This is a genomic window from Litorisediminivivens sp. KMU-197, assembly GCF_056858395.1.
Genome location: NZ_JBXEQG010000002.1, coordinates 574,791 through 595,967, shown reverse-complemented (window position 1 = coordinate 595,967; position 21,177 = coordinate 574,791). Strand labels below are relative to the sequence as shown.

Here is a 21,177-nt window from a genome sequence, read left to right as displayed (position 1 = left end):
ATTCGGCTTCGGCATCGAGACTGCAATGGTCCAAAGCGTACTAGCACATTTCGAAGGACGTAAGGTCCGCGCAAGATTGGTGACGACGCCGGTCAATGCTCCCTGCCGCAAGGTTTTCACCGATAATCACTTCGATCAGGATGGCGAATACTGGGTTTCAACCGGACCCCGTGTTGAACTAGTGCCTGAGTGGCTGAGCGTGACAGACACAGTTACAGAGGCACGTGCATGACGAGCGCGATGCTCGAGACCGCCGCTGTTGGTCGTCGGCTGCGAATTGACATCCAGCTGCTCCGTGCCGTGGCTGTGGCCATGGTAGTGCTGTTCCATGCGCAAGTTCCAGGGCTGACCGGGGGCTTTCTCGGAGTGGACATTTTTCTCGTCATTTCGGGATACCTTATTACTGGAATGATCGCCCGTGGGATCGAGCGTGGCAATTTCGGTTTCGGCGCATTCTTCCTCGACCGGACGAAGCGCCTGCTGCCCGCGGCCTATACGGCCTACCTGCTGACTGGCGTGGCAGCGCTCTGGCTGCTAACTGAGGGAGAGATGCAGCGCTACTTTGAGACACTGATCGGCGCGCTGACTTTCACCGCAAACATCGTGCTGTGGCAGAGCACCGACTACTTCGCCTCAGAGGCCAAGTTAAATGTGCTGCTCCATGTCTGGTCGCTATCCCTAGAAGAACAATTTTACTTCATACTGCCGGCAGTGTTGGTCCTAACACCGCGTCGACTCTGGCCGGTTGCTATCTTTGGCGGGCTGGCTCTTAGCTTGGCGTTGAGTGCTATCGCAGTGCCTCTCCGCCCAGTTGCAGGATTTTACCTGCTGCCAACTCGCGCCTGGGAGTTGCTGATTGGCGCCCTGCTGGCACTGAACGAACCGCGCATCGGCACAGTACTGCGCGACAAGCTATCTCAGGCAGGCAGTGTGGCGCTGGCGGTGATTGTGCTTGTGCCCGTCTTCATGCCCGGAGAGAGACTGGGCTTCGAGCATCCCAGCCTCGATGCGTTGTTGGGACGTTGGCCACCGCCGTAGTAATCGCCGGTCGACCCGACTTCATGAACCGGGTCAACCCGGTCAGTCGCGCGGGCTATTGGCTGGGTGGGATTTCCTATTCGCTTTACCTTGTGCATTGGCCGCTCTTCGCTTTCGCGCTGAATGTCTACTTGGGCGAGACACCGCCGCTGGAGGTGCGGCTTGGGCTAATTGCGGTATCGATTGGCTTTGCCACGCTGCTCCATGTGGGGGTAGAGCGACCAATTCACCGATTAGACCTGTCGGGACGGCATCCGCGTGCAGCGCTGCTGGTGCTGGGAGCGACAGCAAGCGTAGCCATGGCAGCCTATGGTCTCATTGGGCTGCGCGAGGTACCCCGCGACTACGTAGCAGCAGCGGCCATAAACGGCGGTCTCTCAGCGGCCTGCGACTTCGCCGGGCAGTTCGACGAGAGCGAGGACTGTCGTACGGGCGAGACCCCGCGCACGCTGGTTTGGGGCGACAGCTTTGCGATGCATCTGGTGGGAGCGCTGCCTGATACCGTACATCCGATCGTTCAGGCCACGAAATCCAGTTGCGCCCCTGCGTTGGGAGTAGCGCAGATAGTACCGGATAGCTGGCAAGATAGCCGCTGGGCTGCCGAGTGCATCGCCTTCAACGATAGCGTAGCCGCCTATTTGAAGGCGACACCGGGCATCGACACGGTAATCCTCTCAAGTCCTTTCGGCCAGATCTTGGGCCAGCGCGATATCGGCCTCTTGCGTGAAGACGACAGGCTGTACCGTGGTGCGTTGAACTTCAATGATGGTCTAATGCGGTTTCTAGACAATTTAGAAGCCATCGCGGCGGGTCGACGGCGAGTGCTGGTTGTCGGCCCGACGCCGTCTACTGGGATAGATATGCGAGCTTGTCTGGAACGGCAGGAAATGGGGCTAGTCACACTAGGGCCGCACCGCGACTGTCGCCTCGACCGCGACGCCGCATATGCCTACCGCACTGATGCGCTGGCGTTGCTGGATCGGGCTGCAGACATCCCCGGTGTCACCGTCATAGACATGATAGCGGTGCTCTGCCCCAGCATGGACTGCATGCTGCAGGTCGACAACAAGCTGTTATTCCGAGACGCGGGCCACATCGGGATCGAAGCGGCACGCCTTCTAGGCGCGGGCGATGCCTTGAGTATCGCCTTCGCGCTGACCGGCACAGATACTAATAAGGCTGATCCTTGAGACAGTTTGCGCATCGCAGGTGGACCTTGAACCGGCCCTCCACTTTTAATCACCGCTAAAATAAGCACTTCGAGTTCGTCGCCCGGATCTGAGGTGGCAGAAGCTTGAATAATCACTATGCCAAATCTGAAACTCAAACGATTGCTCCCATCATAGACCTCATGAAAATCTCTATCGTTACAGCCGTCTTTAACCGCGCCCGAACGATCGGGCAGGCTCTTGAGACCGTGCAGCAACAAACCCATGGCTTGATCGACCACGTCATTCAGGACGGGGGGTCGACCGACGGCACGCTTAGTCTTCTCGAGCAGAAGTCCAACGCCAGAACACGCCTCCAATCCGCACCCGATACAGGAATATACGACGCGATTAACAAGGGGATTTCACGGGCCGAAGGTGACGTCATCGGTTTGATGCATTCGGATGACTTCTTTGCAGACGTCCGGGTCATTGCCGATGTCGTCGAATTGTTCAAAGATCCTGACATTGACGGGGTCTATGGCGATCTAAACTATGTTGCGGCCGAGGACACCTCGCGTGTGATCCGGAATTGGCGATCCGGTTCCTATGACCCGGACAAGTTGAAGCACGGCTGGATGCCGCCGCATCCGACCGTCTACCTGCGTCGAGAAGTGTTCGAGAAGTTTGGTCTTTACGATACCTCTTACAGGATCGCGGCCGACTACGACGCGATGCTTCGATACATGGGCAAGGGCGGCATCCGAATGGCCTATTTGCCCCGCGTGATGGTCAAGATGCGGGTCGGCGGTGAAAGCAACCGGTCGCTGAAACACATTATCCGCAAAACCCGAGAGGACTATCGGGCGTTACGCTCCAATGAGATGGGTGGCGCCAGTGCTCTTCTAAGGAAAAACCTGTCCAAACTTGGGCAGTTCGTGAAAAAGGACTGACGAAAAGTACATGAAGAAGGCTTTAATTACAGGCATTACCGGTCAGGACGGCTCTTACCTTGCTGAGCTCCTGCTAGAGAAAGGATACGAGGTACATGGCATCAAGCGCCGGGCCTCACTGTTCAACACCGAGCGGATCGATCACATTTATCAAGACCCTCACGAGCGCAAGCAACGGCTGAAGCTGCATTACGGCGATCTGACCGACAGCTCCAATCTGACGCGTATCCTGCGCGAGGTGGATCCAGACGAAGTCTATAACCTTGGCGCGCAGAGCCATGTGGCAGTGTCCTTCGAGGCTCCGGAATATACCGCGGATGTAGACGCTATGGGGACGCTTCGTCTTTTGGAAGCAATCCGTTTTCTGGGGTTTGAGAAGAAGACCCGCTTCTACCAGGCTTCGACCTCCGAGCTTTACGGCTTGGTACAAGAGACGCCGCAGACCGAGACCACGCCGTTCCACCCGCGCAGCCCCTACGCGGTGGCAAAGATGTATGCCTACTGGATCACGGTGAACTACCGCGAGGCCTACGGCATGTATGCCTGCAACGGCATCCTGTTCAACCACGAGTCCCCGCGCCGCGGCGAGACCTTCGTGACCCGCAAGATCACCCGCGGGCTGGCCAATATCGCGCAAGGTCTCGAAGACTGCCTCTACATGGGCAACATCGACGCGCTGCGCGACTGGGGGCATGCCAAGGACTACGTCCGCATGCAGTGGATGATGCTGCAGCAGGATGCGCCGGAAGATTTTGTCATTGCCACAGGGGTGCAATATTCGGTGCGCGAGTTCATCACTTGGTCGGCGCGCGAATTGGGCATCGAGTTGGAGTTCACCGGCAAAGGCGTCGACGAGATCGCCCGCGTTGCCTCGGTGAATGGTGACAAGGCTCCGTCGGTCAAGCCAGGCGACGTGATCCTGCGCATCGATCCGCGCTATTTTCGGCCGGCGGAGGTGGAGACGCTGCTAGGCGATCCGGCCAAGGCCAAGGCGAAACTGGGCTGGGTACCCGAGATCACCACGCAGGAGATGTGCGCCGACATGGTCGCCGAGGACCTGAAAGTAGCCCGTCGCCATGCACTGCTTAAGGAGCATGGCTATGATCTACCGGTGAGCTTGGAGAACGGATGACCAAGCAAGTATGGCCGGGGAGCGGAAGCGCATGACCCAACGCATCTATGTGGCCGGCCATCGCGGGATGGTAGGCAGTGCGATCCTGCGACAGCTGGAAACGCGGAAGGCGGACGGGGAGGCGCTGGAGCTGATTACCCGAACGTCGAGTGAACTGGATCTGCGCGATCAGGTAGCAGTGCAGCACTTTATGGCAGAGGTGCGGCCGGATGCGGTGATCCTCGCCGCCGCGAAGGTGGGTGGCATCCACGCCAACAACACCTACCCGGCGGATTTCATCTACGAGAACCTGATGATCCAGTGCAACGTGATCCACCAAGCCCTCGCCGCTGGGGTCACGCGCCTGTTGCAGCTCGGGTCGTCCTGCATTTACCCCAAGGCCGTGCCGCAGCCTATGCAGGAAAATGCGCTGCTAACCGGCACGCTTGAGCCCACCAACGAGCCCTACGCCATCGCCAAGATCGCCGGCATCAAGCTCTGCGAGAGCTACAACCGCCAGCACGGCACCGACTACCGCTCGGTGATGCCGACCAACCTTTACGGCCCAGGCGACAACTTCCACCCCGAAAACTCTCACGTGCTCCCCGCCCTGATCCGACGTTTCCACGAGGCTGCGCGAGAGGGCCGCGAGGAGGTGGTGATTTGGGGCTCGGGCAAGCCCATGCGGGAGTTTCTGCATGTCGACGACATGGCCGAAGCCGCGCTCTTCGTAATGGACCTCGACCAGGCCAGCTATGAAGCAAACACCGGACCTATGCTGAGCCATATCAACGTCGGCACCGGGACGGACATCTCGATCCTTGAGCTTGCGCACCTCGTTGCGCGCATCACCGACTTCGAGGGACGCATCACCACAGACCCCACGAAGCCCGACGGCACCATGCGTAAGCTGATGGACGTGAGACGACTGGCCAACATGGGGTGGCGAGCGCAGATCGGGCTCGAAGAGGGCATTGCGGAAACCTATCGCTGGTTCCTCTATCACCAGAACGATCTCCGCGGCTAGACCTTTCAGACATCAGGATTTCATCAAGCCAAAGCCTTGTGGAAGCTTAATAAACCGACCTTACTCGCATTGAATACCAAGTGACATACGATTGGTTCTTTGCTCGGCTGCTAAATGGAATCCGATCGAAGGAAGTTATAGTCCGCTAAGTAGGCGTGGCCAAAAGAAGGCCCCTACTCGCAAGAGATGTAGATCTCCGCGCCGGTGCCGGTGCCGGGGATTTATCGTTTTGGCGCCGCACTCAGGCCACGATTTCTGCGATAGTCATTTAGGCAATGCGCCCCCCTGCCCTGCAGGCCCGAGCATCACCGTCATCCCTCAGAAGGTCCGCGAACGCCAGCATGTCAAAGAGGATCAGGTGGAGGCGAGTACCGGAATCGAACCGGTGTACACGGATTTGCAATCCGCTGCGTAACCACTCCGCCAACTCGCCGCCGTGGTGATGTGCGACATACCCAATATAAATGCCAGCCGCAAGGACAAGTGAGCAGTCTCGGGTCTACATCCAGCCACGGCCTGATTCCGCTCGGTTCTGGTCGCCCTTAGAGGATCTCCCTGCCCGCACCGTCGAACGCCGGTTTTCCGCTCGCTCTCGGTTTGAGGATCGACAGCATGTCGCAAAGGGCCTGCAGATCATTGCAGAGCTTGCTCTGCCGCTCGATCACGTCCAGCAGCGCCAGCATGCTGGTCTGGCCGTCCTCAACGGGTTTCCGGCTCAGCCACAGCCATGCGGTCGAAAATCGACGTGCAGGCGCGACAAGGACGCTGCCGGCAACCTTCTTAGAGTTCAGCGCTGTATTTTGCGTGAGGGACCAAGTGGGTCCAATCCAAACGGGAGAATATTTTCTCATCAACCTCAGTTAGTTAAGTGAAGTCTATGGTGCAGCCCCCGGGCATCACTAAATAGGTTTGCACCCTCTGATACAATTGTTCAACAATTGGAAGCCGGACCCCGACCGCCGCAATTCGTCTCGAGAAGCCAGAGTCAGGTCCTGTACGCTTCCTTCCTGATCCGGCGTCCCAATACAAGGTCATGATCCTCGCAGATAACGCGCCATGACGACCGTGCCCATCTCGCGTCCGTGCGGTAGGGCCGCCGGCATTGCGTGAAACTGTGCGTTATACCGGTAACTCTCGACAAGTGCTCAGGACGGCACACCCGGCTGCCACTTGTCGCCCAGCAACGCAAGTGTCGATCCTCCGGGGCGAAGTTGGTGGGCCTCCACCCATCCAAGGCCGGTCTGCAAGGGGATCAGGCAGCCACCCGCGCTGTGACGATCATCTCCACGCGCATGCCGGGGCGGGCGAGGGGGACGCCTCCGGTCGCGCGGGCCGGCGGGTTTGCCGGGTCGACCCAATCGTCCCAAACCGCATTCATGCCGGAAAAGTCGGCCATGTCGGAGAGCCAGACCTGGACCGACGCTATGTCGGCCTTGCTGCCGCCCAGTTCGTCCATCACTGCGTCGATCTTGGCCAGAACTTCCCGCGTCTGGGACATGATGTCACCGGTCAGGTCGGTCGGCACCTGTCCGGCGAGTAAGGCGATTTCGCCGATGCAGACGGCCTGGCTCATACGCGGGCCGGGGTGAAGTCTGGTGAGTGTCATTTTCGGATCGTTCCTGTAGTTCAGTCGTTGTCGCCCCCCGCCCCTGCCCCGGCGCGCGACGCCTCGGATGCGGGAACGGTGGTGCGCATGGCGAATGCGTTGAGCGCACCGAGAATGTCGGAGGGCACCGGCGGCGGGGTCGCCGACGCGGTGTCCGGGTGCGGCGCGGGCGGACCGGCCCTGAGATCGGCCTCGAGCAGGGCAACCCTGCCCAATGCCTCGGTATCGCCTTCGGGCTGGCCGTCTGCACCGACCTCGACCGTGCCGCCGGACCAGTCGATGCGGATGGTCTGTTGTCGCACCCGGGCCATGTCGGCCATGAAGGGCAGCAGCAGGATCGGATAGGTGACCGGGCCGACCCGCAGGCTGTCGCATTGTGTTGCCGCCAGCGCCACGTGATCGCACAGCGCAGAGCCAAGCGCGATCGGGCATAATTGCGTGTCGGACGCGGCATTGAATGCCTCGACGCCGATCACCGGGCAGATGTCCTCCCAGCTGCGGCCATCCGCGGTCTGCAACTGCGCCAGCAGCGCGCCCGGACCATCGAGGCCCCGCATCGCCAGCCAAGCGGCGGCAAACCCGGCCTCCTCGGCCAGGCCCCAGGTCATCCCGGCACCGCGCGCGGCCTTTTGACAGAGCTGTTCGATCTCGTTCCGCGACAGCCGGGCGCTTTGGCCGGTCGGCACGGGCGAGCCCGAGCGGGTCGGGTCCATGGCTTCGGTCCGGTCGGTCATGTCCACCCCTCCGGGCACAGGTCGGACGGATAGGGCATGTCCTGGAACAGGCTGATGCGCACCCATTTGTCGGAACGCGGATCGAAGCGGCTGGCGCCGAAGAAGGCCAGCTTGCAGCGCATCAGGTTGATCGGCAACATGTCCTCGGCGATCAGGTTGTCGCGCACTTCGGCATAGGGATGTCGGGCGACGATCTGGGCGCGGCGGGCCATCTGACGGTGGTCAGGCTTGGCCAACAGAAAGGCCGCCAGTGCTTCGTCCTCTGCGTGGTCCTGCAGCGCTTCATGCAATTCGCTGGCCATCCGCGCGATACAGAGCGGCTGTTCCAACGCGGCGCCGTCCTCTTCGAAACGCATTCCGATGCGCGGCTCCAGCTTCTCTTCGGAGATGTACCAGAACCGGGCGGCATTCTCCGGTTGGGCAAAATCGATCGCCAGCGCCCAATCATAATGCTGCTCGAGGATCGTTGTCATTTCGCCCACCGTCATGGCGCCGTCGAGCCGGAAGGTGGCGGTTTCGTCGGCGGTCATGTAGTCTGCCAACCCATCCACCAGCGTCCCGTGCGGCTCGACCATCAACGAGACCAGCGCCTCCTGACCTTCCAGCGAAAGCTCGGCTTCGGCGCGGCGCCAGAGCGCGTCCCAGGGATGCCTTTCATTGCGCCAGTCGTCGGACCAGCCGGCGACGCGGTCGAGATCGGCGCGCAGTGCGGCGAGCTTCTCGACTTGCAGGGGATGACTGGTGTTCCAGCGCGCGGCGTTGTACTGCGCGGCCTCCAGCGCGTCGCGGAAGCCGGCGACAACCGCCGGCGTTGCCTCGGTTTGCGCGCGCACACGGGCCAGCGCTTCTTCGCGCGCCATCATCCAGTTGTTCAGCAAGACCGGGTGGCGCACGATGAACGGCGCCATGCCGAGACCGGTGGAATTGCCCACGCCCAGCATCCGGCGGATGGCAGGGTCGAGGCGCACGGAGGCCGCGCCGCCCCGGACGGCGGCAAGGTGTTCGGTGATGTCGACGGTAAACTGCCGAGTCAGCCAGACCGAGAGCATTTCGGCCTGAAACGGGGCGCTGAATTCGGCGCGGTCGGCGATTGTCGCGCGATCAGCAGCGCCGAACTTGCCCGAGCCGTAGACGGCGGTTGTGCGCATCAAATAGCCAACGGATTCGACCTCCGCGATGTCGGGTTGCCGGCCTTCGGCCAGACGCGCGATGGTGTGGGCAAACAGCCGCACGGAACGGTTGGCCCGGCTCAGCGACAGTTCGCTGGGAGACACCCGGCCAGCCTCCTGCAGCGGCACGTTGGCTTGCAGGCGGTCAAGGTCGGCCTCGGTTGGTTCGCCGTCGAACAAGGTGAAGGTCGCATCCCAGGCGGTGGCGATCACCCGGTCCGACCGCATCTCGTCCGGCAGATCATGGGCAAACGCGACAAGGCAATAGGTGCGATCGGGTCCCTTCGCGCGATAGACCGCGCGGCCCACCCCCTTGGTGTCGATCTCCCACAACGGGCGGTCGAAGGTCCAGCAGTCGCGCTCGATGCGGCGCAGCAGGGTGCGCAGGAACGACAGGCGGGAAGGATGCGCGCTGCCCATCCTGTCAAGCCGCATGACCTGACCCGGCGGACGGCGGAACGGGGCTGCCTCGGGGGCGGAGATGTGCGGCGCGCGGTCCATGGTATCCTCCTCGGGGTCAGGGTGGCGGCGCGGGCGATAACGCCCGCGCCCCGGTTTCAGGTCTTCTTGCCCAGCATCAGGGTGATGCGCAGCGCGTCCCAAAGCGACGGAAGCAGCACCAGCGACACCGGCACGGCAGTGACCACGATAAAGCTTTGCAGCTTGCCGATCCCGCCCGATCCAGTCGAGATCAGGATCAGTGCCATGACGCCCATCGCCAACCCCCAGAAGGCGCGCAGCGCGGTCGAAGGATCGCCGTCGGTCATCGAGGTCGAGATAACATAGCTCATCGAATCGCTGGTGGTGGCGACAAAGATCATCGTCAGAACGAGGAACAGCAGCGACAGCAGGAAGCCCAGCGGCAGCGCCTGCGTTGTGGCCAGAAGGCCCGCCGGCAGGTTGAAGCCTTCGAACGGCCCCGAGATCAGTCCGGGGGTGCCCTGCTCCAGCGCGATGCCGGTGCCGCCGATGATGGTGAACCAGAAGTTGGTCACGATGGGCGCCACGATCGACAGCATCAGAATGATGCCCCGGATCGACCGGCCCCGGCTGACCCGTGCGATGAAGATCGCCATCAGCGGCCCGTAGCCCATGAACCAGCCCCAGAAGAACACGGTCCACCAACCCAGCCAGCCGGGCTCACCGAAGACGCCCGCCTCGCCGCGATACATCGCAAGGTCGAAAAAGTTCGACAGGTAAACGCCCATGCCGCCGGCAAAGCCATCGAAGATGAAGAAGGTCGGACCCGCGACCAGCATGAAGGCCAGCAGGATGAAGGCCAGGATCACGTTGACCTTGGACAGCAGCTGGATGCCCTTGGACAGCCCCGAGATCGCCGATACGGTATAAACGCTGGCCAGCGCGAGGATCACGACGGTCTGCGTGGCAAACGTGTCGGGGATGCCGAACAGCGCGTTGAGACCGTAGGACATCTGCAGGCCAAGAAAGCCGATCGGCCCAACCGTGCCTGCCACCACCGCGATGATGCAGGAAGCATCGGCGATCAGGCCGATGGGGCCATGAATCGCGCGGTCGCCGAACAGCGGATAAAGCAGCGTGCGCGGCGCCAGCGGCAGGCCCTTGTCGTAATGGTAATGCATCAGCATTACCGTGGTCAGCGATCCGAGGATGGCCCAGGCGAGGAAGCCCCAGTGCAGGAAGCTCTGCGCCAGCGCCGCATGGGCCTGCGCCTGCGGGTCGCCCGACAAGTCGCCAAAGATCGGCGGCAGCGAAAGGTAATGCGCGATAGGCTCACCGGCAGCCCAGAAGACACCGCCGCCCGCCAGCAGCGTGCACATGATCATCGACCCCCACTGAAACACGGTGAACTCGGGCTTTGCCAGCCCGCCCATGCGGGTTCCGGCGCCGGGCAGCACGCAAAGCACCAGCCCGATCAGGAAGGTGGCCAACAGCAACACCTGCCAATAGAAGCCGAAGTACTTCGCGGAAAAGTTGAAGCCCGCATCGACCATGCGCGACAGCAAATCGATGTCGAAAAGCGCAAGCGCGCAGAACAGCGCGATAAAGCCCCCAGTGATGGCGAAGAGTGGCTTGTGCACCCCTCCCAGCCCGGCGGAGGCCCCGCCGGTTGCCGTAGTGTCGCTCATTTAGTGTCCTCCCAGACAGAACCCCGCCTCCCAGCGGGGGGTTTTATCCCGCCGCGCGGGCGGTGGTGTCGTCCTCTGCGCGCACCGCGCCGAAGCTCGTTTCGAAGAACCGCAGCCAGTTGTCTCCCATCACTGCGTCTACATCCTGTCCGCTCATCCCGGTGGCGCGCAGCCCGTCGCGGATGTTGCCGAAATCGCGGTTGTCGGCGAACCAGCCGGGCATCTCGGGAAAGCCCGGCGCCGCGGCATTGCCCTCGCCATAGTCGATCCGCTTGGTCCAGCGTCCGACGCGCATCCATTCGACGATGCTGTCGGGCTGATCCTGGCAAAGATCGGTGCCGATGCCGATGCGCTGGATGCCCATCAGGTCGGCCGTACGGGCGATCATGTCGCAGAAGCTTTGCAGCGTGCAGGCACTGCCGTTTTCAAGGTGATGCGGATAGACCGAGAAGCCCAGCATCCCGCCGCTTTCGCCCAACGCGCGCAGAACATCGTCAGACTTGTTGCGCAGGGCCTTGTGCCAGCTTGCCCGATTGGCGTGGGTGATGGCGATAGGGCGCGACGAATGCTCGATCGCCTCCAGCGTCGAACGCTCGCCGGAATGGCTCATGTCGACCACCAGCCCGACGCGGTTCATCTCGGTCACCACCTCGCGGCCCATGCGGGTAAGGCCGGTGTCTTCGGCCTCGTAGCAGCCGGTCGCCAGCAGCGACTGGTTGTTGTAGGTCAACTGCATGAAGCGCAGGCCCAGCGTGTGCAGGATCTCGACCAGGCCGATGTCGTCTTCCATGCACGACGGGTTCTGCGAACCGAAGAAGATCGCTGTGCGCCCGGTGTCTTTCGCGCGCTGCACATCGGCAGCGGTACGGCCCTGGAAGATCAGGTCGGGGTATTGCTCGAACCACCGGTTCCAACGCTCGATCTGCAACACCGTCTCGCGGAAGGTCTCGTGGTAGGTGATGGTGACATGCACCGCGTCCACCCCGCCCGCGCGCATCTGGCGGAACACCTTTTCCGACCAGTTGGCGTATTGCAGGCCGTCGATCAGCACGCTCATGACGGTTCGCCCGCCGCGACATAGGCGGTCTTCACGGTGGTGTAGAATTCCGCGGCATAGGTGCCCTGCTCGCGCGGGCCGTAGGACGAAGCGCCGCGGCCGCCGAACGGCACGTGGTAATCGGTGCCGGCGGTGGGCAGGTTCACCATGACGCAACCCGCGCGCATGTGGGCGCGGAAGTGGCTGGCGCGGGCGAGGCTGCGGGTCATGATCCCGGCGGTCAGGCCGAAGTCGCTGTCATTGGCGATGGAGAGCGCCTCGCCGTAGCTGCCCGCCTTCATCACGCAGGTGATCGGCGCGAACATTTCCTCACGGTTGATGCGCATGTCGTTGGTTGTGTTCGCAAACACCGCGGGCGCCATGTAGTAGCCTTCCGTCGGACGCTCCAGCCGGTCGCCGCCGGTCAGCAGCTCCGCGCCGCAATCCTTGCCGACCTGCACGTAGTCAAGGTTCTGTTTCAGCTGGCTCTCGCTGACCACCGGGCCCAGTTGCGTGCCGTCTTCCAGCGCGTGGCCGACCTTGAAAGCCTCGGCCGCCTTGACCAGTTTCTCGACGAATGCGTCGTGGATCGCTTCGTGCACGATCAGGCGCGAGGCGGCAGTGCATTTCTGCCCGGTGGCACCGAAGGCCGCCCCGGCAGCATGTGCGACGGCAAGATCGAGATCGGCATCGTCCATGATGACCATCGGGTTCTTCGACCCCATTTCCATCTGTACCTTGGTCATGTTCTTGATCGCGGAGGCCGCGATGCCCTGCCCCACCGGCACCGAGCCGGTAAAGCTAATGGCCGCCACGTCGCGGCTTTCCACCAGCCGCTGACCCACGTCACGGCCCGGGCCTGCAACCAGGTTGAACAGACCGGCGGGGATGTCTTGTTTGGCGATGATCTCGGTCAGCGCCACGGCGCTTGCGGGGGTGACGTTGGCGGGCTTCCACACCACGGCGTTGCCGAAGGCCAGCGCGGGCGCGATCTTCCATGCCGGCGTCGCCACAGGGAAGTTCCAGGGCGAGATGATGGCAACGACGCCAATGGGTTCACGACGCACGTCGATCTCGACACCGGGGCGAACACTTTCGGCCAGATCGCCTTGGTTGCGCAGGCATTCGCCGGCATAATAGGTGAAGAATTGGCCGGCGCGGTAGACCTCGCCCTTGCCCTCGGCTGCGGGCTTGCCCTCTTCGCGGGCAATGAGACGGCCGATTTCCTCGGCCCGAGCCATCAGCTCGGTCCCGATGGCCATCAGCACATCGTGCCGCTTCTGGATGCCTGCGGCCCACCACGCCGGTTGCGCACGCTTCGCGGCGTCGAGGGCGGCGTCGAGCTGCGCGGCGCTGGCCTGCGCGTAAGAGCCGATCAGGTCCGACACGTCCGACGGGTTGCGATTTTCAATCTCGCTGGCGCCGGTTTCCCATTTGCCGTCGATGTAAAGTCCGGTTTGCATGGCTCATCCTCGTCTTTGCTTGACACGGGTTGTAGACGCGCGAGCCCATTTCAGGCAATCTGGAAGTTCTGAACGTAATTTCAGGAAATCTGAAATGGCAATCAAGCTGGAGATGCTCCGAACGTTTCGTATCGTGGCCGAACAGGGATCGCTCGGCGCGGCGGCGCGGCGGCTGTCCCGAACCCCATCAGCGGTGTCGATGACGCTGGCGCAGCTCGAGGATCACATCGGCGCGCCGCTGTTTGAGACCGACCGCAAGAACCGGCTCACGCCGCTGGGCCAACTGGTGTTGGAGGAAAGCAACCGCGCTACTGATGCCTTCACCCGCAGCGTCGACGCCATCGGGCGGCACGCAGTGTCGACGGCCGGCACGGTGCGGGTGGCGGTGGTGCCCTCGGCGACAGTGACGCTGCTGCCCCGGGTGATCGCGGCCTTTCGCCGCCAACGCCCAGACGTGCGGTTGGAAATCAGCGACGTGGACAGTGCGACGGTGTGGCGGAGGGTGCGGCTGGACGCGGCCGATATCGGCATCCTGTCCGCGGCAGAGGACGGCACGACCGAAGGCCGGGTGATCTACGAGGACGATCTCGGCATCGTTTGCCGCGCGGACGGGATGATCGCGGCCGCCGCCGCAGGTGAAGCCACGTCATGGGCGCTGCTGGAACGTGAAACCTTCATCTCCAACCCGCTGTGCCAGTTGGTGGATCACCCGGTGATCGCGCCGCTCATGGCGGGATGCACCCTTGAGGCGCACAACACCACGGCGCTGCTGTCCTTCGTCCGGGCGGGTCTGGGCGCAACCGTCCTGCCGCGCAGCGCGGTGCATTACCAGCCAGACGAAGTGGCGTTTCTGCTGCCGTCGGATCCTCCGACCCGGCGGCAGCTTCGCAAGATACGGGATGAGACCCGGCACCTGAGCCCGGCGGCTCAGGCGTTCTGGAGCGCGCTCGAAACCTCGTAGTTGCCTTTCACGCGTTCCTTGGTGGGATCGAAATGTGGGAATCGGACGACCTTGGCCTTCAGCCGCTTCTGATCGCCGTCGAGACGCCCGATCTCGACCTCGGTGCCGATCTCGGAATGGGTCACGTCCACGCGGGCCAGCGCGATCACCTTGCCGAGGATCGGCGACTTCATCGCCGAGGTCACGACGCCGATCTGCGGTTTGCCGACGTGGACGCAGTCGCCCGGCGTTGGCACGATCCCTCCCTCCAGGTCGAGCCCCACCAGCTTCTTCTGCGGGTTGGCCTTGCGTTGTTCCAGCGCGGCGCGACCGATGAAATCGTCCTCCTTGGACTTCAGCGGTACCGCAAAGCCGATGCCGGCCTCCATCGGGTCGGTCTGGTCATCGAACTCCGACCCGGCAAAGATCAGCCCTGCCTCGATCCTGAGCATGTCCAGCGCGGCAAGGCCCAGCGGGATCATCCCCATCGGTTCGCCGACCTTCGAGATCGCGTCGAAGACCGCTTCGGCGTCCTTGGGATGGCAGAACACCTCATAGCCCAGTTCGCCCGAATAACCGGTGCGGCTGACAATCACCGAGGGCCCGTGGAAATCGCCGATCCGGGCGATCGACAGGCGGAACCACGGCAGTTCCTCGACCGTCGCCTGTTGCGGCGGGGTCCAGATCACCTGTTTCAGGATGTCACGCGACAGCGGGCCCTGGATGGCGACATTGCAATGATGATCCGTCGATGACCGCACCCAGGCGTTCAGCCCGCGCTCCTGCGCCTGCTTGCGCAGCCAGAGGCCGGATTGGTCGTTGCCGCCAATCCAGCGGAAGTTGGTTTCGCCCAGCCGATAGACGGTGCCGTCGTCGATCATGCCGCCGTGCTCGTAGCACATCGCGGTATAGACGATGCCGCCGACGGCCAGCTTCTTCATGTTGCGGGTCACACAAAGCTGCATCAGCTCTTCGGCGTCCGGCCCCGTGACCTCGTACTTGCGCAGGGGCGACAGGTCCATGATCACCGCTTTCTCGCGCGCCGCCCAGTATTCGGCCACGGCGCCGTGGTTTGTCATCTCATTGGGCAGCCAATAGCCTGCATATTCGGTAAAATCGCGCGTGTGGCGTGCGAAACACTCGTGAAATCCGGTCTTTTTGGTGTGTTCCACATCAGCCTCCGGGGTCTTGCGCCAGCCTATCGAGCGCTTGAAGTCTTCGTTTTCGCCGTACACCCGGACCTGGATGTCGGAAGGGTTCCAGCCATTGGCCGGATCCACATCGCAGGGGCACGCGGTGGAGACGCAGACCAGATCGGTCAGCGCGCGCAGCATCACGTAATCGCCGGGTCGCGAATAGGGATCGTCCATGCCGATGGCGTTAGTGTCATCGAGCAGCGTGTTGAAGAAGAAGTTGATCGCCGGCCAGCCACCGCGTGGGCGGATGTTGAAGGCGCCCAGCTCGCGGTTGATGTTGTCCGAGCAATTGACGTGGCCGGGGTAGCCGAGATCCTCGTAGTAGCGTGCCGTGCAGGCCAGCCCGAAGGTGTCATGGCGGCCGACCGTGTCCTGCACGATCTCGACCAGAGGCTCCTGATCCATCGAGAAGTACTTCGAGAACAATCCCGGCGCCGGGTAGAGCGAACCCATCAGCGAGCGGGTGGTCGTGGGGTCGATCTCGCGCTCCAGCCCCTTGTCGAGGGCGCGCATGGAAAATGCCTGAAAATCCGAACATTCGCGGCCCTGTACGTCGAGGATCTGGATGTACTGGCCCTTCTTGACCTCGTAGGGACGCGCCTGACCCGGCTGCACGTTCATGTCGGCCAGCGGATCCGCCAGCGGGTCGGGCGGCGCCATGCCGTCCTTGGCCTTGCCGGGATTGGCGCGGCGGATATAGAGCACCACTTCCGTCGGCGCCCACTGTTCATGCGGTTCCATCGCACCGCCTGCGGCGCAGACGATCAGCAGACCGTCGCAGGAGGCGACGAAGCTGACATAGTCACCGGGGTGAGAGCCGTCAGGGAAGACGATGGCACCATCGGCGCGGCCAATGTCGAAGCCCGCCTTGTCCAGCGCCTTCAGCACCCGCGCCCCCGAAGGATCGCCCGACAGGGCTGCCTTCAATCCTTGCGGATCGCGTCCCCCCTGCGCCCCGATCATGCCGGCGTCGGACGTGCCGTCGGGCGCGAAAAAAACCAATTCGACCGGTTGCAGACCCTCGCGGTCCTGCACGGTGATCTGGTCGCCCTTGTGGATCGGCACCGCACGGCTACCGCCGCCGGGGATCGGGTGACGTTCGACCCCGTGGGGCAGGATCGGCAGGCCGGGGGTGATGACCCCTGCCCGCTCGTACGGGGTGGGAAATACCGGATGGATATTCATGTCTCTGCCGTCCACTCGTTGTCTGTCAGGGTCCGCGTCAGCCCGTGATGGGTGACGATCAGCTTGCAGCCCGAAGGCGATGTCGAGAAATGCCGCGACCCGGCATCAAGGCTGACGAAATCGCCCGCCGCGTAGACGTGGCCGTCGTTGTCCACCAACTCGCCTTCGAGCACGAAGAACTCTTCCATCCCAAGGTGCTCGTGCGGCCAGCTGCTGCCGCCGGGCGCGAAGAGCATCAGGTAGCTGCCGCGCCCGGTTTCCTCGTCGAAAGAGATGTTGTGCCACCAGACGTCGTCGCAGACGCGATTGTCGATGGTCATCGGCTCATAGGCTGCGCTCCTGACGCGCGAGACCTTGCGAAACTGGGAGATCGCACCCATGGCTCAACCCAGTCCCAGCGCTTTGCGGCGGTCGTTGGACCAGCGCATGATGATGTGATCGAAGGTCAGCGCCATCAGCGCGACGCACATGCCCAGCACGAAGTTCTTGCCCAGGTCATTGCCAGCCAGCGTCTTCTGCAGCTCCTGGCCCAGGTCCTGCGTGCCGATAAAGGCGGCGATGATCACCATGAAGAAGGCGAACATGATGGCTTGGTTGAAGCCCACAGCCATGGTCGGCAGCGCCAGTGGCAATTGCACGTTCATCAGCTTCTGGTGCCGGGTCGCTCCGGCCATGTCAGCGGCCTCGATCAGCTCGGGCGGCACCGCGCGCATGCCCTCGATGGTGTAGCGCGTGAGCGGCACGGTGGCGAAGATCAGGATGGCGAAGACCACCGCAACGTCGTTGACCGAGAACAGCATGATCGCCGGGATCAGGTAGATGAAGCTGGGGAAGGTCTGCATGGTGTCGCAGGCCAGCAGGATCGGCTCGGCCCATTTCGGGTTGCGTGCCGCGGCGATGCCCAGCGGGATGCCGATCAGCACCGCCAGCACCACCGCCGAGAGCACGGCGTAAAGCGTGATGATCGAACGGTCCCACCACCCGGTCAGGGCGATGATGCCGAAGAAGGTTGCGGCCAGCAGCGCCGATTTGCGCCCGCCGACGGCATAGCCTGCAGCGGCGACGGCCAGCAGCACGGCAGGCGTCGGCAGCCACAGCAGCCCGTCGCGGAAGGGGATCAGCACCCAAGTGATCAGGAACCAGCGCAGCCAGTCGGTGATGGCGCTGACGGTGTCGTTGGCCAGCACGGCGCGGATGACCGTGTCGATCTCCTTGCCCATCGACAAGTCCTGCTTGCGGGTGATGTGATCGGCGACCTGCACGAACTGAGCAATGATCAGGAAGCCGATGAAGACAGCGATCCCGGTGACAAGGTACTTGTGGCGGGCGAACCACGATGCGCCACGCTCGAAATGCTCGGGCTGCTTTACCACCCAGGCCTTGGACAGCCGATCGAGTGTCACCGCGATCAGCACAATAGTGATACCGATTTCGAAGCTGCGACCCAGCTTGAGCGAATTCATCAGCGACAGCAGCTTGGCGCCCAACCCCGGCATGCCGATAAAGGCGGTCAGAACGACCATGGCAAGGCAGAGCATGATGACCTGGTTCACGCCCACGAGTATCTCGGTCCGGGCCGCGGGCAGGTAGACATGACGCAGCATCTGCCACCGGGTCGAGCCCGCCATCTGCCCGGCCTCGACCACCTCGGGCGAGACCTTCTTGAGGCCGAGCGCGGTCATCAGCACCATCGGCGGAATGGCATAGATGATGGTGGCGACCGCGCCTGCGGTGGGCCCGACCTTGAAGAAGATCACTGCGGGCAGCAGGTAGGTGAAGAAGGGCAGCGTCTGTAGGATGCTCAGAACGGGCATCAGGAAACGCTCGAAGCGCGGGAACTTCCAGGCGAGGATACCCAGCACCAGCCCCAGCAGAAAGGCCACGGGCGCGGCGACGACAATCACCGACATGGTCTGCATCGCCAGCTTCCACTGACCGATCAGCGCCACCCAGACGAAGGTGCCCCCGGCCAACGTGGCCAGCTTCCAGCCGCCCAACCAATAGCCGGTCACGGCTGCGACGCCGGCAATGGCGGTCCAGGGGATGGGCTCGAAATTCGGCCAGCGGCGCTTACCGTATAGCAAGTTGGCGGTGGCATCGAGAAGGTATTCCAGCCCGGCTGAAATGCCGCGCGTGATGTAGATCAGCCCGAGGTCGTCCTTGACGAAATCGAACAGCACCTGAAGCCAGACGTCATATGGCAGCACCGCCCATTCCGGCACTCTGATCAGGAAATCGGGCAGGATGGGACGCGCGAAGGCCAGCACAGCGGCGGCCACCAGCAGGACCTGCGCCACCCGCAGTTTGGTCTGCCGGGTGCGCATCAGGTCGATATCCGCTTCAACAGCCGTCATCACTGCGCCCCCAGCAGGACGTCAAGCGCCTTCTGCCGGTTCATCACGCCCACCAGCTCGCCGTCGCTGCCGGCCACCGGCAGCTCATCGCGGCTGTCGTGCACCAGTTGGCGGGCCAACTGCAGAATTGTGTCTCCGGCGCGGATCGGCGCGCCTTCGGGCGCGTGGCCGTTGACCGGCTGCGCCAGAACACCGGCGTGAACCACGCGGGCCTTTTCGATTTCTTCGGTGAACTTGGCGACATAGGGCGTGGCCGGATTCAGCACGATCTGGTCGGGGGTGTCGCATTGCTCGACCGCGCCGTCCTTCATGATGGCGATCCGGTCGGCCAGCCGCAGGGCCTCGTCGAAATCGTGGGTGATGAAGACGATGGTCTTCCCCAGCATCTCCTGCAGCCGCAGGAACTCGTCCTGCATCTCGCGACGGATCAGCGGGTCGAGCGCCGAAAACGGCTCGTCCAGGAACCAGATATCGGGTTCGATCGCGAGGCTGCGCGCGATGCCCACACGTTGCTGCTGGCCGCCGGAAAGCTCGCGCGGGAAATATTCCTCGCGGCCTTCCAATCCCACCAGCTTAATGACTTCAAGTGCCCGTTCGCGGCGGTCGTGCTTGTCCTGTCCGCGCATCTCCAGCGGAAAGGCCACGTTTTCCAGCACCGTACGGTGGGGCAGCAGGCCGAAGGACTGGAACACCATGCCCATCTTGTTGCGGCGCAGATCGATTAGGTCCTTTTCGTTCAGCGCACCGATATCCTCGCCGTCGACTTCGATGGTGCCGCCGGTGATTTCATGCAGACGCGAGAAACAGCGCACCAGCGTCGACTTGCCGGACCCAGACAGGCCCATGATCACCAGCATCTCGCCGCGGTGGATGTCGACCGTCACGTCGCGGACCCCGGCGATATAACCATCACGCCGGATCTGGTCGAAGCTGTGTCCCTTAGGCATGCTGGCAAGGTACTTTTCAGGACTCGGCCCAAAGAGTTTCCAGGCACTTCGGCACGAGATCACGGTTTCTGGCGACGTCATTTTGGCACTCCGGTAGCGGGGACCCGCCGGACTTAGGCCGCCGGGTCCAATTCAGTTCAAGGATGGAGGAGGGCCGGCTTAGCCGCCAGTCCAGCCCTGCCAAACGTCGGGATTGGCGTCGAGCCATTCGGCCGCCGCGTCTTCCGGCTCAAGCTCGTCGATATCGACCAGCTTGGCCATTTCCGCGATCTGGGGGTTGGTAAAGGAAATCTGGGTCAGCGTCTCGTAGGCTGCCGGCCACTTGTCCTTCATACCGTCCCAGGCGGCGATTTTCAGATAGCCATTGGCGGGGTTGCCGCAGTCATAGGTGGCGTCGGGGTTGGGGCCGACTGACGGGTCGCTGTCGCAACCGGCTTCCCATTCCGGGAACTCGACAAATTCGCCCGGCCAGACAGCTTCGGCAAAGTTGGGCGTCCAGTTGAACACCACAACCGGCTTCTTGTCCTTCTCGGCGGCGCCGATCTCGGCCCAGAGCGCTGCGGCAGAGCCGGCGTTGACGACGACGAAGTCCATTTCCAACGCATCGACGCGTTCCTGATCGTGCTTCAGCCAGTCCACCGGACCGCCCAGGAAACGACCCTTGTCGCCGGTTTCGGGCGTGGCGAAGACCGCCGAGCACTTGTTCAGCGCCTGCCAGTCAGGCAGACCGGGACAGGCTTCCTTGGTCCAGGCCGGATACCACCAATCTTCGCGCGTCACGGCGTTGTGCTCGCCTGCGGCATGGATGCCGCCCTTTTCGACCGCGGCGTCAAAGGAAGCTCCGAAGGCGCCTTCCCAGACTTCCATCTCAAGCGTCACGTCGCCGAGACGGACCGATTCGTAGACCGCCTGGCTGTCGGTGGTGACGAATTCGACATTGTTGCCCATGCTTTCGAAGATCTGGCCGACCACGTGGCTCATCACGATCTGCGAAGACCAGTTGTGGATGGGGATAACGATCGGTTCATCGCTGTCTTCGGCAAACGCCGCGCCGGCCGATGCTGTGACCAGGGCTGCTACAGGCAGTGCAAATGTAAGTTTCATGACCTCTCCGTCGGTAATTTATGGCTGCCGCCGAGTCGTTCTTGCCCGGCTTGCGCAG

Annotated in this window: 19 protein-coding genes and 1 tRNA gene; 7 read left to right on the top strand and 13 right to left on the bottom strand. The window is 62.8% G+C overall.

What is annotated here, in order from left to right:
- The 6 genes from AC04PT_RS07820 to fcl form a co-directional block, all read left to right on the top strand.
- Positions 1 to 232, top strand: a 232-nt coding sequence (locus AC04PT_RS07820; protein WP_482873068.1) for a hypothetical protein, incomplete at its 5' end; no start/stop codon positions are given.
- Positions 229 to 1,038 (top strand): acyltransferase family protein, encoded by an 810-nt coding sequence (locus tag AC04PT_RS07815; protein ID WP_482873067.1) that lies wholly within the window; start codon positions 229 to 231, stop codon positions 1,036 to 1,038. The genes AC04PT_RS07820 and AC04PT_RS07815, both read left to right, overlap by 4 nt.
- Positions 1,039 to 1,061: 23 nt before the next feature.
- Positions 1,062 to 2,228 (top strand): acyltransferase family protein, encoded by a 1,167-nt coding sequence (locus AC04PT_RS07810; protein ID WP_482873066.1) that lies wholly within the window; start codon positions 1,062 to 1,064, stop codon positions 2,226 to 2,228.
- Positions 2,229 to 2,389: 161 nt separating this feature from the next.
- Positions 2,390 to 3,139 carry a glycosyltransferase family 2 protein gene (locus tag AC04PT_RS07805; RefSeq protein ID WP_482873065.1) on the top strand — a complete coding sequence of 250 codons (750 nt, stop codon included), beginning with the start codon at positions 2,390 to 2,392 and terminating at the stop codon, positions 3,137 to 3,139.
- A 10-nt stretch (positions 3,140 to 3,149) separates the two neighbouring features.
- Complete coding sequence (gmd, locus tag AC04PT_RS07800) at positions 3,150 to 4,271, top strand: GDP-mannose 4,6-dehydratase (protein WP_482873064.1); 1,122 nt, start codon at positions 3,150 to 3,152, stop codon at positions 4,269 to 4,271.
- Between the two features lie 31 nt (positions 4,272 to 4,302).
- Positions 4,303 to 5,277, top strand: coding sequence for a GDP-L-fucose synthase (fcl, locus tag AC04PT_RS07795; RefSeq protein WP_482873063.1), 975 nt, complete (start codon positions 4,303 to 4,305; stop codon positions 5,275 to 5,277).
- 359 nt (positions 5,278 to 5,636) lie between these two features.
- On the opposite strand, the gene AC04PT_RS07790 is transcribed toward fcl, so the two are convergent.
- The 8 genes from AC04PT_RS07790 to AC04PT_RS07755 form a co-directional block, all read right to left on the bottom strand.
- Positions 5,637 to 5,710, bottom strand: a tRNA-Cys gene (locus AC04PT_RS07790).
- 109 nt (positions 5,711 to 5,819) lie between these two features.
- Complete coding sequence (locus AC04PT_RS07785; RefSeq protein WP_482873062.1) at positions 5,820 to 5,960, bottom strand: hypothetical protein; 141 nt, start codon at positions 5,958 to 5,960, stop codon at positions 5,820 to 5,822.
- 569 nt (positions 5,961 to 6,529) lie between these two features.
- Entirely contained in the window at positions 6,530 to 6,883 is a 354-nt protein-coding gene (locus tag AC04PT_RS07780; RefSeq protein WP_482873061.1) for a RidA family protein, read from the bottom strand.
- 20 nt (positions 6,884 to 6,903) lie between these two features.
- Positions 6,904 to 7,617 (bottom strand): DUF3726 domain-containing protein, encoded by a 714-nt coding sequence (locus AC04PT_RS07775; protein WP_482873060.1) that lies wholly within the window; start codon positions 7,615 to 7,617, stop codon positions 6,904 to 6,906.
- On the bottom strand, positions 7,614 to 9,287 hold the full coding sequence (locus AC04PT_RS07770; protein WP_482873059.1) for a hypothetical protein: 1,674 nt from the start codon (positions 9,285 to 9,287) through the stop codon (positions 7,614 to 7,616). Before AC04PT_RS07770 ends, AC04PT_RS07775 begins: the two co-directional genes overlap by 4 nt.
- A gap of 56 nt (positions 9,288 to 9,343) precedes the next feature.
- The gene (locus AC04PT_RS07765; protein WP_482873058.1) at positions 9,344 to 10,894 is read right to left on the bottom strand and encodes a BCCT family transporter; all 1,551 of its coding nucleotides are present in this window, start codon (positions 10,892 to 10,894) and stop codon (positions 9,344 to 9,346) included.
- 43 nt (positions 10,895 to 10,937) lie between these two features.
- Complete coding sequence (locus AC04PT_RS07760; protein ID WP_482873057.1) at positions 10,938 to 11,951, bottom strand: membrane dipeptidase; 1,014 nt, start codon at positions 11,949 to 11,951, stop codon at positions 10,938 to 10,940.
- On the bottom strand, positions 11,948 to 13,393 hold the full coding sequence (locus AC04PT_RS07755) for an aldehyde dehydrogenase family protein (RefSeq protein ID WP_482873056.1): 1,446 nt from the start codon (positions 13,391 to 13,393) through the stop codon (positions 11,948 to 11,950). The genes AC04PT_RS07760 and AC04PT_RS07755 overlap by 4 nt, the downstream gene beginning before the upstream one ends.
- 94 nt (positions 13,394 to 13,487) lie before the next feature.
- On the opposite strand from AC04PT_RS07755, the gene AC04PT_RS07750 reads away from it, so the two are divergent.
- The gene (locus AC04PT_RS07750; RefSeq protein ID WP_482873055.1) at positions 13,488 to 14,354 is read left to right on the top strand and encodes a LysR family transcriptional regulator; all 867 of its coding nucleotides are present in this window, start codon (positions 13,488 to 13,490) and stop codon (positions 14,352 to 14,354) included.
- Here the strand turns inward: AC04PT_RS07750 and AC04PT_RS07745 are convergent.
- The 5 genes from AC04PT_RS07745 to AC04PT_RS07725 form a co-directional block, all read right to left on the bottom strand.
- Positions 14,321 to 16,714: a trimethylamine N-oxide demethylase gene (locus AC04PT_RS07745; RefSeq protein WP_482873054.1), complete on the bottom strand. Its 2,394-nt coding sequence runs from the start codon at positions 16,712 to 16,714 to the stop codon at positions 14,321 to 14,323. The two genes, AC04PT_RS07750 and AC04PT_RS07745, sit on opposite strands and share 34 nt — an antisense overlap.
- Positions 16,711 to 17,094, bottom strand: coding sequence for a cupin domain-containing protein (locus AC04PT_RS07740; RefSeq protein WP_482873053.1), 384 nt, complete (start codon positions 17,092 to 17,094; stop codon positions 16,711 to 16,713). Before AC04PT_RS07740 ends, AC04PT_RS07745 begins: the two co-directional genes overlap by 4 nt.
- Before the next feature lie 3 nt (positions 17,095 to 17,097).
- On the bottom strand, positions 17,098 to 19,068 hold the full coding sequence (locus AC04PT_RS07735; RefSeq protein ID WP_482873052.1) for an ABC transporter permease: 1,971 nt from the start codon (positions 19,066 to 19,068) through the stop codon (positions 17,098 to 17,100).
- Entirely contained in the window at positions 19,068 to 20,096 is a 1,029-nt protein-coding gene (locus tag AC04PT_RS07730) for a quaternary amine ABC transporter ATP-binding protein (protein ID WP_482873051.1), read from the bottom strand. The genes AC04PT_RS07735 and AC04PT_RS07730 overlap by 1 nt, the downstream gene beginning before the upstream one ends.
- A gap of 78 nt (positions 20,097 to 20,174) precedes the next feature.
- Positions 20,175 to 21,119 carry an ABC transporter substrate-binding protein gene (locus AC04PT_RS07725; protein ID WP_482873050.1) on the bottom strand — a complete coding sequence of 315 codons (945 nt, stop codon included), beginning with the start codon at positions 21,117 to 21,119 and terminating at the stop codon, positions 20,175 to 20,177.
- Between the last annotated feature and the right edge of the window lie 58 nt (positions 21,120 to 21,177).

Coding starts and splice junctions, on each gene's coding strand:
- AC04PT_RS07725 (WP_482873050.1), bottom strand. CDS start 21,119: ATGAAACTTACATTTGCACTGCCTGTAGCAGCCCTGGTCACAGCATCG.
- gmd (WP_482873064.1), top strand. CDS start 3,150: ATGAAGAAGGCTTTAATTACAGGCATTACCGGTCAGGACGGCTCTTAC.
- AC04PT_RS07780 (WP_482873061.1), bottom strand. CDS start 6,883: ATGACACTCACCAGACTTCACCCCGGCCCGCGTATGAGCCAGGCCGTC.
- AC04PT_RS07785 (WP_482873062.1), bottom strand. CDS start 5,960: ATGCTGGCGCTGCTGGACGTGATCGAGCGGCAGAGCAAGCTCTGCAAT.
- AC04PT_RS07805 (WP_482873065.1), top strand. CDS start 2,390: ATGAAAATCTCTATCGTTACAGCCGTCTTTAACCGCGCCCGAACGATC.
- AC04PT_RS07810 (WP_482873066.1), top strand. CDS start 1,062: ATGAACCGGGTCAACCCGGTCAGTCGCGCGGGCTATTGGCTGGGTGGG.
- AC04PT_RS07750 (WP_482873055.1), top strand. CDS start 13,488: ATGGCAATCAAGCTGGAGATGCTCCGAACGTTTCGTATCGTGGCCGAA.
- AC04PT_RS07760 (WP_482873057.1), bottom strand. CDS start 11,951: ATGAGCGTGCTGATCGACGGCCTGCAATACGCCAACTGGTCGGAAAAG.
- AC04PT_RS07755 (WP_482873056.1), bottom strand. CDS start 13,393: ATGCAAACCGGACTTTACATCGACGGCAAATGGGAAACCGGCGCCAGC.
- AC04PT_RS07730 (WP_482873051.1), bottom strand. CDS start 20,096: ATGACGTCGCCAGAAACCGTGATCTCGTGCCGAAGTGCCTGGAAACTC.
- AC04PT_RS07815 (WP_482873067.1), top strand. CDS start 229: ATGACGAGCGCGATGCTCGAGACCGCCGCTGTTGGTCGTCGGCTGCGA.
- AC04PT_RS07745 (WP_482873054.1), bottom strand. CDS start 16,714: ATGAATATCCATCCGGTATTTCCCACCCCGTACGAGCGGGCAGGGGTC.
- fcl (WP_482873063.1), top strand. CDS start 4,303: ATGACCCAACGCATCTATGTGGCCGGCCATCGCGGGATGGTAGGCAGT.
- AC04PT_RS07775 (WP_482873060.1), bottom strand. CDS start 7,617: ATGACCGACCGGACCGAAGCCATGGACCCGACCCGCTCGGGCTCGCCC.
- AC04PT_RS07765 (WP_482873058.1), bottom strand. CDS start 10,894: ATGAGCGACACTACGGCAACCGGCGGGGCCTCCGCCGGGCTGGGAGGG.
- AC04PT_RS07770 (WP_482873059.1), bottom strand. CDS start 9,287: ATGGACCGCGCGCCGCACATCTCCGCCCCCGAGGCAGCCCCGTTCCGC.
- AC04PT_RS07740 (WP_482873053.1), bottom strand. CDS start 17,094: ATGGGTGCGATCTCCCAGTTTCGCAAGGTCTCGCGCGTCAGGAGCGCA.
- AC04PT_RS07735 (WP_482873052.1), bottom strand. CDS start 19,068: ATGACGGCTGTTGAAGCGGATATCGACCTGATGCGCACCCGGCAGACC.